A 14,521-nucleotide genomic window follows, 5' to 3' on the forward strand; every position below is an offset into this window, starting at 1 on the left:
CGGCCGCCATTCTGCGCCTGTGGCTGCGGGGCAGGCGAAAGTTTGATTCACGAATTTGTCATGGGCCTGTGGCAGGCTGGCTTTCTGCCCCTCCAACGCATTCGCCCCCATGAGCAAAGACGAACAAAACCTGTTGCCCGCTGCCCCGGCCGCCGACGTCGGCGCCGCTGCGGCACAAGCCGCCGCAGACCATGCCGCCATGATGCAGCGCATGCAGGCCGATCTGATCGATAGCTATGACGAAGAGCTGGAGATGGAGATCGACGACCGCGCCTTCGATGCCGACCAAGGCTGTTTCACGACCGAGCAGCGCTCGCAGCGGCGCGACTATTTCAAGGAGCTGTTCCGACTGCAGGGCGAGCTGGTCAAGCTGCAGGACTGGGTGATGGCCACCAAGCACAAGGCCGTCATCATCTTTGAAGGTCGCGATGCCGCCGGCAAGGGCGGGGTGATCAAGCGCATCACCCAGCGCCTGAACCCGCGCGTCTGCCGGGTGGCAGCCCTGCCGGCGCCGAACGACCGCGAGCGCACCCAGTGGTACTTCCAGCGCTATATCTCGCATCTGCCGGCGGGGGGCGAGATCGTGTTGTTCGACCGCAGCTGGTACAACCGCGCCGGGGTCGAGCGGGTGATGGGTTTTTGCTCGGACGAGGAGTACGAAGAATTCTTCCGCTCGGTGCCCGAGTTCGAAAAAATGCTGGTGCGTGCCGGCATCCAGGTGATCAAGTACTGGTTTTCCATCTCCGACGAAGAGCAGCACACCCGCTTTCTGGGCCGCATCCATGACCCGCTCAAGCAGTGGAAGCTCAGCCCCATGGACCTGGAGTCCCGCCGCCGCTGGGAGGACTACACCAAGGCCAAGGAGGTGATGATGGAGCGCACCCACATCCATGAAGCGCCTTGGTGGGTGGTGCAGGCCGACGACAAGAAAAAAGCGCGCCTGAACTGCATGGCCCATCTCTTGGCCCAGATGCCGTATCACGAGATCCCACATCCCCCGGTGGTCCTGCCCTCGCGCGAGCGGCATGAGGACTATGAACGCCAGCCGGTGCCGCAGCAGATGGTGGTGCCCGAGCTTTACTGATCACGCCTTGTTACGCGTGGGAGGGGGGCGGAGCGGCTTTGACATGCCCTGCGATTAGCATGGCCGCATGATCGAGCGAATTTTTGCGGCCCCCTGGTTCAGCCTGACCCGTCTGGGCGAAGCCCAGATCCTGCTGCCCCTGGTCTTGCTAGCGGCCCTGTGGCTGTGGTGGCGGGCGGGCGAGCGGGTGTTTGCCCGGCGCTGGCTGTTTTGGCTTTGTGCCGCCGCCGGCCTCACGACGGCGAGCAAGCTGGCCTTCATAGGCTGGGGTTGGGGGGTGGAGGCCTGGGACTTCACCGGCATCTCCGGTCACGCCATGTTTGCCGCCGCCAGCCTGCCCGGCCTGGCCTGGGTCTTGAGCCGAGGCCGGAGCGAATGGATGCAGAAATGGGCCGTGGGCCTGGCCTTTGCCCTGGCCGCCTTGATCGCCTACTCCCGCCTGGAAGTTGGCGCGCACTCGCCCTCAGAGTCTTTGTTTGGCTTCTTCATCGGCAGCGCCGCCAGCCTGATGAGCCTGCGCCAAGCGCCCGCCCTGCGCCTGAACCCGCCGACCTGGCTGCCCACCGCCGTGCTGGCTTCGCTGATGCTGCTGCCCTTTCATGCGCCGCCATCCAAAAGCCACGATTGGGTGACGCGCCTGTCTTTGCAGCTGTCGGGCCGCAGTCTGCCCTTTCACCGGTGGGACGCGCATCGGCATCCTCCTCGCTCACCCGCTGCATTGCCCAGCAGCCCGTCTCAATCGGCGAAGCAAAGGCCGCTGTTCTCTTCGATCACTTCCAATCCGGCTGAAAGCTCGTAGCTCGAGTCAAACCAGCCGCAGCAGCGAGCTTCCTCAGCCGCCGCGTCAGGCCCGGAGCTGACTGCGGCCATCGCGGCCGCTCCGACCTTCTGCAAGAGGTTCTGGATCAGACTGGCAGGGACGCTGGCGTGGGCGGCGGCTTGAGCTTGAAACTGCATGGTGGGCTCCGTAGGGCTTGGGCTGTGGCGATTGCGATATCGCCGGGGCTATGCAGCAAATATTCGGCGACGCCGATCGCCTTTCCCATCACACGGGGGGAGGGGTGAGGGGGGAGGCGCTGGGGGGATAGGGGCGCTCGCGTGGCACGGTCTCCCCCATTCGGGTGAGCGGGAGATGGGCCCGGTCTGAGCGCACGTTTCGATGGAAATCCTCGCTGGGCTGTATTCAAGTGCTTTGAGGTCAACTAATTCAGAATGTCGACATCATGTCTTGGTGGGCTAGTGCTCTTCGTCAGCATTAGATCGTTGTCATGGGGCGGCAGTTGGTGGCCCTAAACATTCAGTTTTGGTCGGTGCCTTTCGGGTAGGCTGGTGGGCATGCTGGCAAGGCGCCCCGGAGAACAAGGGAAAAGAGAATGGTGAACTCATCGGGTTCGACGAGTTTGATTGGATTGTCCGAAAGCATCCTGAGCATGCGTGGCGGTGCATTCTCGCGACTGGCAGCGACCCTCGAGCTCAACCGTTTCTTGGCTTATTGGCCGCAGGCCCGATAGAAGACCTGCTCGGGATACATGGGGATATGTTCATCGAGCGTGTAGAGCAACTGGCGCGGCAGGATCCTGTTTTTGCCTGGACGCTTGGGGTTGTTTGGCAATGCCAGATGACCGACGAAATATGGGCCCGGGTCCAGCAAGTCTGGGATCGTCGAGGCTGGGATGGAATTCCTGAATGACCGCCAGAGACAATCGTCAGCCAGGAGCGGCCGGCAGGTCGGGGTTGCCATGAAGTAGGCTGAGACCTATGAACTACACCGAGACCAATCCCTACTGGGCACGACTAGAGCAAGCAATGGCCAGCGAGCCCCCGGTCATAGTGCCTCATGGTCGAGATCCTGAGGCGTATTTTGAAGAGTTGCGCCGGAGCATTCGAGAGAACGCGACGGCAGATCGACTCGTGTCTGCTGTAGTTGTTGAACCTGGCTTTTCTCACCGTTCCATAGGTTCAATCATTACTGGGCATTTGCTCGCCAGTAGCGCCGTGAACGGACAGGTCGGCTATTGGCTGGTCTATGAGGCAGAGGAAGACGAGTACTACTGCTTTTGGGGGAATGATGTGGACAGCCTTGCGGCGTACGGCGTGGTGGGCAATCCAATTTACTGCTGGTGGGCTTGATCGGATGAGGATGGACGGGGCCTGCCTGAATTCTCTCGGCGACCGTCTACTTCCTGGCTAGCAACTTCTCGACGCGATGGCAGGTCAGAGTCGAAATTTGCCCGTCAAACTTTCCCTCAAAACAGTTCTGGAACATCCAACAAAGCACCTGGCCGTGGTTTAGCCTGAATCCCGAAGGGCGTCCCAGTCTTTTGCGCCAACAAATATCCCTTTGCTGCAGCGGATGGATTCGTCATCCGCCGAACGTGAACATTAGACATTCACGATGTCTACGGTAACGCCATGAAAACAAGAACCAAGAAATTCGTTCAGCATTTGTCGCATGAGATCGAGGATGAGGACGTCGCGGAGTCCTACCTGGATGAGTCGCTGCCGCTCGTTGGCCTGGTCGTCATGTACTTCAACGCCGTAGAGAAGTCACTTGACTCGTTCATTTGCGAGACTATTTCTGATCGGAGTGACACTTTTGGCCTCATCGTGATTCAAAAGCTTATGTACAGCGCCAAACTGGATCTATTCAAGCGATTCGCTGATGAGTTTCACTTGACCTTTGAGAGCAAGCCCGACTCATTCGATCTTCTAGTTCAAGAACTTGGCGAGATCGCGAGACTGAGAAACCTTGTCGTTCATGCGGATTGGAGCAGTACGGACGAGGAGGGGTACACGTTCGTGCGTCTGAAAGGATCCAAGGAGGGCTTGCTCCAAGAGTACCGGCAGTTCTCTGTTGACTCCCTAGAGAATCTCATAGAGAGAATCATCGCCGCGAATCATCTCTTCTCGGACTATTGGGAGTGGCGCTCTGAACGCCTTTCCAATCATGGCATGCGTAAAGATGAGGCCTAACCTTGAGGTCACGCCGACCCGCAACGACTGGTTTCTTCAGGTCCCTATTTCATTCTCGGCCTTCTGACTGGCACCCGGCCGCTGATCGCGTTTCAGCTATTTCGTTGACCGACCGCTTCTGGGATGTGAGATTGCGCGCAGCGCATGTCCCTATCGGGTCGAAACCCGCCTGCCAAGCCATCCCTCAAAACGGCAAAGCATTCGTACTCTTCACCTCCTCCATCACCGCATACGTCCGCGTCTCCCGTACGCCGGGCAGGGTCCAGATCACGCTGCCGATGAATTCGCGGTAGGCGCTCATATCGGAGACACGGGTTTTGAGCAGGTAGTCAAAACCGCCCGCCACCAGATGGCATTCCAGGATTTCGGGGCGGGCTTGGACGGCGGCCTTGAAGTTGTCCATCACGTCTTGTACCGTGCGGTCCAGCAGGATCTCGATGAAGACCAGCATGGCCGCACCCAGTTTCTCGGGGTTGAGCCTGGCCTCGTAGCCGAGGATGAAGCCCTCGCGGGTCAGGCGCTTGACGCGCTCCAGCACCGCCGTGGGTGAGAGGTGCACCGCCTCGGCCAGCTTGAGATTGGAGATGCGGCCGTCGGCCTGCAGCACGCGCAGGATGCGGGCATCGATCTTGTCCAGGGTTGTTGATGTCGAATCGGCGGCCATGCCGAATTTTCCACCATCAATTGTCAGATGTTGCGAATTTAATTCATGGCAAAGACTTCTACAGTTCCGCCACTCGCTAGAAAGCGTGGTTTGCAACGGCCAAAAACCGTCCGCCAAGCGCACAGCACCCTCCTAACCGCCCCACCAGACTGCCGCCCATCATGAGCACATTCGCCCTTTTGCCCGAAGCCGCCCGCCTGCCCAGCCCCTACCGCGATGAGCAGGCTGTCGTGAATGCCCTGGTGCAATCCCTGGGCGAGCGCCTGGATTGGCCCGCCGTCATCGCCCTGGCCGGCCCCTGGGTGCAGCAGGTGCGCGCCAACCCTGCGCCCTTCTGGGCTATGGAGTCCTTGCTGCGCGAATACCCCATCACCAGCTCGGAAGGCCTGGCCCTGATGCGTCTGGCCGAAGCCTTGCTGCGCGTGCCGGATGCGCCCACCGCCATCGCGCTGACGGCCGATCAACTGGGCCGTGGCCAGTTTGACGGCGCCTCGGACGGCCCGCACAAGATGCTGGCCAGCCTGTCGGCCTCGGCCATCTCCTTGTCCAAGAAGTTCTTGCCCGATGCCGAAGGCCAGGGCGGCTTGATGACCCGCCTGGGCGCGCAGACCGTGGTGGCCGCCACCGTGCGCGCCATCCAGTTGCTGGGCCGCCAGTTTGTGCTGGGCCGCAATATCCAGGAGGCCATGAGCGAGGCGGCGGATGCCCGCAAGGTTCAGCCCATGCTGCGCTTCTCCTACGACATGCTGGGCGAGGGCGCCCGCACCGAGCATGACGCCGAGCGCTACCAAGCCGCTTACGTGGGTGCCATCAAGGCCATCGCCGCCAATGCCAAGGCCGATTCGCCGGAAGGCGCGGACGGCATCTCCATCAAGCTCAGCGCGCTGTTCTCGCGCTATGAAGTCTTGCAGCGCGAGCGCGTGTTCGCCGAGCTGTTGCCGCGGGTGTGGCAGTTGATCGAGCTGGCCGCCAGCGCCAATATCAATCTGACCATAGACGCCGAGGAGGTGGACCGCCTGGAGCTCTCGCTCGATGTGCTGGACGCCCTGGCTGCCCGCATCAAGGGCAGCTACCCGCAGTGGCGCGGCTTCGGCCTAGCCGTGCAGGCCTACCAAACGCGTGCCTTGCAGGTGATTCATGAGGTCGCCGCCATCGCCAAAAAGCACGGCCTGCGCTTTATGGTGCGCCTGGTCAAGGGCGCGTACTGGGACGGCGAAATCAAGCGCGCCCAAGAACTGGGCCTGGCCGCTTACCCGGTGTTCACCCACAAGCAGCACACCGATGTGTCTTATCTGGCCTGCGCCCAGGCCTTGATCGGCCATGCCGATGTGATCTACCCGCAGTTCGCCAGCCACAACGCCGGCACCATCGCCGCCATCGTGCAGATGGCCCGCAAGGCCGGTGCCAAGTTCGAGATGCAGCGCCTGCACGGCATGGGCGAGGGCGTCTACCGCGAGGTTTTGAAGGAAGGCACCATCCCCTGCCGCGTCTACGCCCCGGTGGGTGAGCATCGCGATCTGCTGGCTTATCTGGTGCGCCGCCTGCTGGAGAACGGCGCCAACTCCTCCTTCGTCCACCAGCTGGCCGATGTGAATGTGCAGGTGCCCGAGCTGCTGGGCTCGCCGCTGGAGCAGGTGCAGGCCCAAGGCGCCTTGCCGCTGCCGCCGAATCTGTATCTGGACCGTCTGGGCTTTGGCCGCCGCAATTCGACCGGCGCCGATCTGACCGATATCGCCCAACGCCAGCCCCTGCTGCAGGCCTTGGACGAGGTGAGCGTGGGCAGCGTCGCCGAGGCCAATGCCGAGGCGGTGGAGGCCGCCATGGCCAAGCTGCAAGCCGGCTTTGCCCGCTGGAACACCCAGCCGGTGGCCGAGCGCGCCGCCATCCTGCGCCGCGCCGCCGATGCCCTGGATGCCCGCCTGCCCGAGTTCTGCGCCCTGCTGGTGAAGGAAGCCTTCAAGACCCAGGGCGACTGTGTGGCCGAGGTGCGCGAGGCGGTGGATTTCCTGCGTTACTACGCCGACCAAGCCGAGAGCGACGCCCCGCGCATGCAAGGCCGCGGCGTGTTTGTTTGCATCAGCCCCTGGAACTTCCCTCTGGCCATCTTTGCCGGCCAGGTGGTGGCGGCCCTGGTGGCGGGCAATACCGTGGCGGCCAAGCCGGCCGAGCAAACGCCTTTTGTGGCCCAGCGCTTTGTCGACTTGTTGATCGAAGCCGGCCTGCCGCGTGATGCGCTGGTGCTGCTGCATGGTGCCGGTGAGACCGTCGGTGCCGGCCTGGTGGCCGATGCCCGCACGGCCGGTGTCTGCTTCACCGGCTCCACCCAGGTGGCGCAAATCATCAACCGCACTCTGGCCGCCAAGGAAGGCCCCGTCGTGCCCCTGATCGCCGAGACCGGCGGCCTGAACGCCATGGTGGTGGACTCTACCGCCCTGCCCGAGCAGGTGGTGGATGCCGTCGTGCAGTCGGCCTTCCGCTCGGCCGGCCAGCGCTGCTCGGCCCTGCGCCTGCTCTGCGTGCATGAAAGCATTGCCGACGGCGTGATCGAGATGCTGCGCGGCGCCCTGCAAGAGCTGTGGGTGGGCCAGCCTGATGAGTTGGCCACCGATGTGGGCCCGGTCATCGACGAGGAGGCTTACGACAATATTCAGCAGAACGTGGCTCGCCTCAAGCGCGAGGCCAAGCTGATCGCCGAGTCCAAGGTGCATGACCCCATGCCTCGCCTGGTGCAGCCGGTGGCCTTTGAGATTCCGCGCATCGACGCGCTGCGCCAGGAAATCTTCGGCCCGGTGCTGCACGTGGTGCGCTGGGGTGGCGATGTGGACGCGGTGCTGGAGCAGATCAATGCGCTGGGCTATGGCCTGACGCTGGGCATCCAGACCCGCATCGACAGCCGCGCCCTGCGCCTAGCCGACAAGGCCCGCATCGGCAATGTCTACGTCAACCGCAATGTGATCGGCGCCGTCGTCGGCGTCCAGCCCTTTGGTGGCGAAGGCATGTCGGGCACCGGTCCCAAGGCCGGCGGCCCCAACTATCTGCACCGCTTCTGCGCCTTGCCCGATGCCGCGGCGGCCTTTGGCGTGGCCGGCCTCAGCGCCCCGGCCAGCCCGGCACCTGCCGCCAGCTTCGATCTGCCCGCCTTGGCGGCCGCCCAGCAGGTATGGAGCGACACGGCCGTGTCCGAGCGGGTGGCCCTGCTGCGCCGTGCCTTTGACGGCCATGCCAGCTCGGCCGCGCTCTCGGCCCGCCTGAGCGTGAGCCAGCTACGGCTCAGCGATCAAAGCCTGCCCGGCCCCACGGGCGAGAGCAATGAGCTGCGCCTGCATGGTCGTGGCGTGCTGGCCCTGTTGGCCCAAGGTGCCAGCGAGGAAGCCCTGGCCCTGGCCTTGGTCGCTGCTCTGGCCTCTGGCAACAGCCTGGCCGTGCTGGCCCAAGGCCCGGCCTTGACCCTGGTGCAGACCCTGCAACAGCGCCTGCGCCAAGCCGGCCTGCCCGCTGCTCTGTTGCAGATCGAACAAGGCGGCCGCGAGGCTTTGGCGGGCCTGCTGGCCGATGCCCGCTTGGCCGGTGTGGTGCTGGCCGCGCAAGACCTGGCCACCGAGCGCGCCCTGTGGCGCCAGATGGCGGCCGACAAGGGCGCCATCCGCCCCCTGATTACCGCGGCGGAAGTGGCCCAGGCCAGCCAGCAATACCGCTTCAGCGCCGAGCAAACCCTGACCATCAACACGGCGGCGGCGGGCGGCAACGCGGCCTTGCTGGCGGGCATGCACTGAGGGCTAGAGGGCAGGCCTAGGCCGCCCCAGGCAAGCGCAAGAGCGTGTTTGCTTGGGGCAGAATGCCGCGAAGCTAACTTTTAAATCAGGCGGCACCTTGAGCGGTGCCGCCTTTCTTTTTCCCTCTTCCGTCTATGCCTTGTTTCATTGCCGGCGCTCGCAGCCTGCGAAGCAGCTCCCGCCCCCGTTCAAACACCTTTGCTACCCGCTTCTTGCTGCCCTTGGTGGCGGTCGGCGGCTTGCTAAGCCCAAGCGCCCAGGCCGGCGACTGGGTGGCCAGCCTGGGCTATGGCCAGTGGTTCAATATCAAGGGCTTGGAGTGGCAGCTGGGCTATCGCTTCAAAAGCGACCAGCTGGGTTTCAATCTGATTCCGCTCAGCGGCATCCTGCATGACCGCGACTCGGCATTCGGCAGTCTGCAAGCCGTGAGCGGCGCGAACGCCGCCGGCTCGGAGTCCTGCCAGAACAGCTCAAGCGCCCAGCCGCGCAGCAACTACTGCGCCGACTGGACCGACGACTATGCGGCCATGGCCTCGGCCGACTGGAGTTTCAAGTCCGGCATGAGCTTGGGGGCGGGGGCGCGTTTGTCGCGTCACTCCACCCTGTTTGCCACGGCTCGCTTCAGCCTCAGCAAAGAGCTGGCGCTGCAGGTCAATGGCGCTGCCAATTACTTTGCCGTGGGACTGAGCCTGGGCTTTTGAGCCCAGCCCGGAGCCAGGCTCGGGCGTGGGCCCACAGGCCGGCCGGAGCCTCAGCCTGCAACAGGCAGAGCTGGCATGCCTCGGCGGGTGTGTCCAAGCGCAGCCAAAGCGTCTCGGGCGCTTGCCAGACCTGACCAGGTCGCAGCTTGCACTGAGCCTGCCAGAGGCTGTCGGCCAAGCTCAGGCCGGGCAGCAAGCCGCTGAGGGCTTGGCAGAGCACGAGGCTGCCGCTGTGCAGCTGTAGCCGGCTGCCGGCCGGTAGTTGCAGCAGGCGCTGGCCGCCGCGTGGCAGCTGGAGGAGGGAGGCGTTCTGGGCATTCATGATGGGTCTGGGCCTCGCAGGCATGAGTCATGGGCTGGGATCCACTGTCGCCAGGCCTGGCTCGGGTGCACAGGCACAGAAGCCAGGCGATTGCAGCGGAACAGGGCTCTTTTTGCTTCTGTATCGCAATGCAGAGCGGCGATCTGTATCGCTAGGCTGCGGGCCGCTGCGCCGACAATCCTGGGAATGACGACGCTCACCACCGAGGACAGCCGGCTTTACGTTCGCCTGGCCACGCATTACCGCCAGGCCATCCGGCAGGGCACGCTGCCGCCGGGCGCGCGCATGCCCTCGGTGCGGGGCTTGATGGATTTGCATCAGGTCAGCATGTCCACCGCCTTGCAGGCCTGCCGCTGGCTGGAGAGTCAGGGTTTGCTGGAGGCCCGTGCCCGGGCCGGCTACTTCGTTGCCGAGGCGGGCCGGGCGCCGCCAAGCCAAGCGCCGCGACTCGCTCCGGCGCATGAGCCGGCCGCGGCGGCGCCGGTGGACGCGGCGCGCTATGTGGGCGTGCATCAGAAAGTCTCGTCGGTGCTGGAGCGTGCCTTGCGGGCCCAGGTGCGGGTCAATCTCTCCGGCGCCCAGGCCGCGCCCGAGCTTTATCCGCTGGAGCGCCTGCGCCAGTCCAGCCAGCGGGTCTTGCGCCAGCACGCGATTCGTCTGGTCACCCCGCCCCCGCCCGGCGGTGAGCCGGCGCTGCGCTCGGCCCTGGCCCGCCAGGCCCTGGAGCATCAGCTCAATCTGCGGGCAGACGAGATCGTCATCACCCATGGTTGCACCGAGTCCCTGACCCTGGCCCTGCGCGCCGTCACCCAACCGGGCGACGTGGTGGCGGTGGAGTCACCGACTTATTACGGCCTGCTGCAGATTCTGGAAAGCCTGTCCCTGCAGGCGCTGGAGATTCCGACCAGCCCGCATACCGGCATCTCCTTGCCCGCCCTGCAGGAGGCGGCCGCACGCACGCCGGGGCTGAAGGCGGTGGCGGTGATCCCCAATCTGCAGAACCCCCTGGGCGCCGTCATGCCCGATGCGGCCAAGCAGGCCTTGCTGACCTGGTGCGAGACCCAGGACCTGGCCTTGATCGAGGACGACACCTATACCGCGCTCTACGAGGGCCCCGGCACGCTGCGGCCCATCAAGTCTTTTGATCGCAGCGGGCAGGTGATTCTGTGCAGCTCCCTGCACAAGGTCTTGGCCCCAGGCATGCGCCTGGGCTGGATGACGGGCGGGCGCTGGCAGCAGCGCCTGGAGATGCTCAAGTACAGCCAGTCCCGCCCCAACGAGGCCATGGCCCAGCTGGCGGTGGCGGACTTTTTCAACGCCGGCCATATGGCCCGCCATCTGCGCGGCATGCGGGCACGCCTGGCCCAGCAGCGCGAACAGATGGCCGAAGCCCTGGCCCGCCACCTGCCACGCGAGTCGCGCATGAGTGTGCCCAGCGGCGGCTTGAATCTCTGGGTGGAGCTGCCCGAAGGATGTTCCTCCGAGGCCTTGTTCGAGGCGGCCCTGGCCCAAGGCATACGGCTGGCGCCCGGCGCCATGTTCTCCAACTCCATGCGCTACGACCGCTTCCTGCGCATCAACTGCGGCCTGCCTTTTGACGAGCCGGTGCGCGAGGCGGTGCTGTGTCTGGGGCGATTGCTACAGCCGAAATCTCTCTATTTGTAACAAGTGGCTTGGGCGCCACGCCGCCGTTTTCAAGGCAAAGTCCCGAATCGGAGTGACAGGATGTGGGCATGGACGCGCCTACGCCCAGCATGCGCTCAGCATCTGCTCGCTGCGGCCCGAGCTAACGACTCTTTCACCTGGGTTGCGCCCCCGCGCCGCCGGCTTACTTCCCTTCACAACGGCTAGGGTTTTCGCGGTATCGTCAAGGTCGTCCCTATTCCCTCACTTTCAAGAAGAATTGGAGCCAACCATGCTGCGCAGAAATCTGATGCTTGCCCCCCTCGCCCTGGGTCTGACCCTGGGTCTGATGTCCGGTTGCACGACCAATAAGGGCGCGAGTGCCAGCCCGGCCGAGCAAAAAGCTGAGATCGAAAAGGGCACGGACGCGACCCTGGCCACGCTGTACAGCAGCGTCAAGGGCTCGCAAGAGCTGGCCAGCAAGGCCCGCGCCATTCTGGTGTTTCCCAAGGTTTACGCCGCTGGCCTGGGCGTGGGCGGCGAGTACGGCGAAGGCGCTTTGCGCGTGGGTGGCCGCACGGTGGACTATTACAAGACCACCAGCGTGTCTTTCGGCTTCCAGGCCGGTGCTCAATCCAAGGCCCTGGTGCTGATGTTCATGACGCAGAACTCGATCGACGAGTTCCGCAAGAGCAAGGGCTGGACGGCCGGTGCCGACGCCTCGGTGGCCCTGGTCAAGGTCGGCGCCAACGGCACCATCGACACCACCAGCGTCGACAACGCGGTGAACGCTTTTGCCCTGACCAATGGCGGCTTGATGGCAGCGGCCACGATCAACGGCAGCAAGATCACAAAGATCGAATTCTGATTCGCTGCCTGACTTGATCGTTTAGTTCGGCAAGACGCGCCCCTGGGTGGGGCGCGTCCCGCACAATGTCCGCCTCCTCTTGAATATGGCTTGGACATGACCTTGCTGACGACGCTGTTGCGCCGCTTGACGGGCTCGCTGGCGCGCCTGGTTTTTTGGCTCTTGCTGCTCTGTTTGACGCTGTTGGCGGGCTACACCTTGTATGCCGTCACCGCCCTACCGCCGCTGCAGCCCTGGCATACCGAGAGGCTGCAGCAGGAGTTCACAGCAAGCCGCCATGCGGAGCTGGACTTCGACGGCTATCTCAAGCGCGAAGCGCTTTTGTTTGAGGAATTGGCCGCCAAGCAGGCCGAATGGCGAAGCGAGCGCACCGGCAAAAAGGGCCGGGACCTGGACGCCGCCTGGGTCGACAGCCGCTTCAACCCCAAGAGTCAGCTGATGCGCCTGGTGGACGGCGCACCGTTCAACCGTACTTTCCGTCTGAGCCCGCCCAAGCCCAAGGGCCAGGCCTTGCTGATCCACGGCCTGACGGACTCGCCCTATGTGATGAAGGCCCTGGCCGAAACCCTGCGCGCCCAGGGTCTGGCGGTGACGGTCTTGCGCCTGCCCGGCCATGGCACCTTGCCCTCCATGATGCTGGACATGCGCCTGGCCGACTGGCAGGCCGCCGTGCGCATCGCCGCTCGCGATGTGGCCGGCCGGGCCGGGCCGCAGCAGCCTTTCTATATTGGCGGCTTCTCCACCGGCGGCGCCCTGGCCCTGCTTTACAGCCTGGAGACTCTCAAGGACCCGGCCCTGCGCCGCCCCAGCCGCGTGCTCCTGGCCGCGCCCGCCATCAGCCTGCCGCCGGTGGCCGATCTGGCCGAGGTGGTGGATGTGCTGAGTGCCCTGCCGCTGCCGGCCTTGCAAAAAGTGCGCTGGCAAGAACTGGTGGCCGAGTACGACCCTTATAAATTCAACTCCTTCCCCTTCAACGCCGCCCGCGAAGTCAATCGCGCCACCCAGGCCTTGCAGCGCGAGCTGGCCGCGGCAGAGCAGGCGGGTCGCCTGGCGCAGATGCCGCCGGTGCTGAGCTGGCAGTCGGTGGTGGACGCGACCGTGGGTGCCGAGGGCGTGTTGGACCAGCTCTACGCCCGCTTGGCCCAGCCCCAGCATCGCCTGGTGATGTTTGACGTCAATCGCCAAGCCTATCTGCGCAGCATTTTGCGGCCCGAGTCCCAGGCTTTGCTGGACCGCGCCCTGGCCGGCCCGCGAGGCTTTACGCTGGACATCATCAGCAATGGCGCCAGCCAGGCGGCCGAGGTGCAGGCGCAACGCTGGGCGCCGGCCGCCAGCGAGCCCGAATGGCTGGCCGCCCCCAAGTCCGGTCTGGCCTGGCCGCCCTCGCTGGCCTCTCTGGGTCATCTGGCCTTGCTGTTGCCGCCGGACGATCCGGCTTACGGCTTCGAGCCCGGCAGCGGGCGTCATGGCATCCCCAGCATCGGCTCCTGGTTTTTGCGCGGGGAAAGCGGCGCGGTCAGCATTGAGCTGGGTTCGCTGAACCGCTTGCGCAGCAATCCTTTCTGGGCCTGGATCCAGGCCGACGTGGCCGCCACCGTGGCCCAGGATCTGGCCGCTGCCCAGCCACGCTGAGCCCGCCAGTGGCCTCGGCTTACACTGAAGTGCAGCGTCTCCCTCCCCAAACCCATGAGCCACACAAGCATTGCATTCATCGGCGGCGGCAATATGGCCAGCGCCATCATCGGCGGCCTGATCCGGGCCGGCCGCGCGCCGCAGCAAATCCTGGTCGTCGAGCCTTTTGACGAGGCGCGGGCGCGCCTCAGCCATGACTTCGGCGTGCGCGTGTTCGCCCGCCCCGAGGCGGCGCTCAGCGAGGCGGGGCTGCTGGTCTGGGCCGTCAAACCGCAGTTCTTTGCGGATGCGGCCGAACCCTGTGCGCCCTGGGTTGCGCAAGCTTTGCAGCTTTCGGTGATGGCCGGCATTCGCAGCGATGCGATCGCCCGCCTCAGCGGCACCGAGCGGGTGGTGCGCAGCATGCCCAACACGCCAGCCTTGATAGGCCAGGGCATCACCGGCTTGTTCGGCCGCGCCGCCGTGACCGAGTCAGACAAGCAGTGGGTGGAAGAGGTGTTGGCACCCACCGGGCGCAGCCTGTGGGTGAGCAAGGAAGCCGATCTGGACGCGGTGACCGCCGTCTCGGGTTCCGGCCCGGCCTACTTCTTTTATGTGGTCGAAGCCATGATGGCTGCCGCCGTGGAAATGGGCTTGACGGCCGAACAAGGCCGTCTGCTGGCCCTGGCGACCTGCTCGGGTGCCGCTGAACTGGCCTTGCAGTCGGTGGAAGACCCGGCCGTGTTGCGAGCCCGTGTCACCTCTAAAGGGGGCACAACCCAGGCCGCGATCAGCAGTCTGGAGGCCGACCAAGTGGCGCTTGCGCTGCGTCGCGCGGTGCTGGCCGCGCAGCGGCGCGCACGCGAATTGGGCGACGAATTCGGCGCCTGAATTTCATCCGA

13 protein-coding genes are annotated in these 14,521 nt (G+C 64.7%); 11 read left to right on the forward strand and 2 right to left on the reverse strand.

What is annotated here, in order from left to right:
- The first annotated feature begins 199 nt into the window (after positions 1 to 199).
- The 5 genes from ppk2 (at position 200) to DBR47_RS10380 (ending at position 4,057) form a co-directional block, all read left to right on the forward strand.
- Entirely contained in the window at positions 200 to 1,084 is an 885-nt protein-coding gene (gene ppk2 / locus DBR47_RS10365; protein ID WP_124450074.1) for a polyphosphate kinase 2, read from the forward strand.
- A gap of 67 nt (positions 1,085 to 1,151) precedes the next feature.
- On the forward strand, positions 1,152 to 1,883 hold the full coding sequence (locus DBR47_RS10370) for a phosphatase PAP2 family protein (protein WP_124449650.1): 732 nt from the start codon (positions 1,152 to 1,154) through the stop codon (positions 1,881 to 1,883).
- 504 nt (positions 1,884 to 2,387) lie between these two features.
- A complete protein-coding gene (locus DBR47_RS25475) occupies positions 2,388 to 2,774 on the forward strand; it encodes a DUF6869 domain-containing protein (protein WP_370454900.1) in 387 nt (128 codons plus the stop codon).
- 68 nt (positions 2,775 to 2,842) lie between these two features.
- Positions 2,843 to 3,214 carry a hypothetical protein gene (locus tag DBR47_RS10375; RefSeq protein WP_124449652.1) on the forward strand — a complete coding sequence of 124 codons (372 nt, stop codon included), beginning with the start codon at positions 2,843 to 2,845 and terminating at the stop codon, positions 3,212 to 3,214.
- 282 nt (positions 3,215 to 3,496) lie between these two features.
- A complete protein-coding gene (locus DBR47_RS10380) occupies positions 3,497 to 4,057 on the forward strand; it encodes a hypothetical protein (RefSeq protein ID WP_124449654.1) in 561 nt (186 codons plus the stop codon).
- A 184-nt stretch (positions 4,058 to 4,241) separates the two neighbouring features.
- On the opposite strand, the gene DBR47_RS10385 is transcribed toward DBR47_RS10380, so the two are convergent.
- The gene (locus DBR47_RS10385; RefSeq protein ID WP_124449656.1) at positions 4,242 to 4,721 is read right to left on the reverse strand and encodes an Lrp/AsnC ligand binding domain-containing protein; all 480 of its coding nucleotides are present in this window, start codon (positions 4,719 to 4,721) and stop codon (positions 4,242 to 4,244) included.
- Positions 4,722 to 4,882: 161 nt separating this feature from the next.
- Here DBR47_RS10385 and DBR47_RS10390 point away from each other — a divergent pair, with 161 nt between their 5' ends.
- Positions 4,883 to 8,494: an L-glutamate gamma-semialdehyde dehydrogenase gene (locus DBR47_RS10390; protein ID WP_124449658.1), complete on the forward strand. Its 3,612-nt coding sequence runs from the start codon at positions 4,883 to 4,885 to the stop codon at positions 8,492 to 8,494.
- Between the two features lie 134 nt (positions 8,495 to 8,628).
- Positions 8,629 to 9,195 carry a hypothetical protein gene (locus tag DBR47_RS10395; RefSeq protein ID WP_124449660.1) on the forward strand — a complete coding sequence of 189 codons (567 nt, stop codon included), beginning with the start codon at positions 8,629 to 8,631 and terminating at the stop codon, positions 9,193 to 9,195.
- Here the strand turns inward: DBR47_RS10395 and DBR47_RS10400 are convergent.
- On the reverse strand, positions 9,146 to 9,517 hold the full coding sequence (locus DBR47_RS10400; RefSeq protein WP_124449662.1) for a hypothetical protein: 372 nt from the start codon (positions 9,515 to 9,517) through the stop codon (positions 9,146 to 9,148). The genes DBR47_RS10395 and DBR47_RS10400 overlap by 50 nt on opposite strands.
- 186 nt (positions 9,518 to 9,703) lie before the next feature.
- Between DBR47_RS10400 and DBR47_RS10405 the strand changes: the two genes are divergently transcribed.
- The 4 genes from DBR47_RS10405 (at position 9,704) to proC (ending at position 14,510) form a co-directional block, all read left to right on the forward strand.
- The gene (locus tag DBR47_RS10405; protein ID WP_124449664.1) at positions 9,704 to 11,182 is read left to right on the forward strand and encodes a PLP-dependent aminotransferase family protein; all 1,479 of its coding nucleotides are present in this window, start codon (positions 9,704 to 9,706) and stop codon (positions 11,180 to 11,182) included.
- Between the two features lie 250 nt (positions 11,183 to 11,432).
- The gene (locus tag DBR47_RS10410; RefSeq protein WP_124449666.1) at positions 11,433 to 12,008 is read left to right on the forward strand and encodes a YSC84-related protein; all 576 of its coding nucleotides are present in this window, start codon (positions 11,433 to 11,435) and stop codon (positions 12,006 to 12,008) included.
- Between the two features lie 96 nt (positions 12,009 to 12,104).
- Positions 12,105 to 13,640 (forward strand): carboxylesterase, encoded by a 1,536-nt coding sequence (locus tag DBR47_RS10415; RefSeq protein ID WP_197046987.1) that lies wholly within the window; start codon positions 12,105 to 12,107, stop codon positions 13,638 to 13,640.
- A gap of 54 nt (positions 13,641 to 13,694) precedes the next feature.
- A complete protein-coding gene (gene proC / locus DBR47_RS10420) occupies positions 13,695 to 14,510 on the forward strand; it encodes a pyrroline-5-carboxylate reductase (protein WP_124449670.1) in 816 nt (271 codons plus the stop codon).
- Positions 14,511 to 14,521: the final 11 nt, after the last annotated feature.

It is taken from the genome of Paucibacter sp. KBW04 (genome assembly GCF_003852425.1).
In the GTDB taxonomy this organism is placed as follows: Bacteria; Pseudomonadota; Gammaproteobacteria; order Burkholderiales; family Burkholderiaceae_C; genus Paucibacter_A.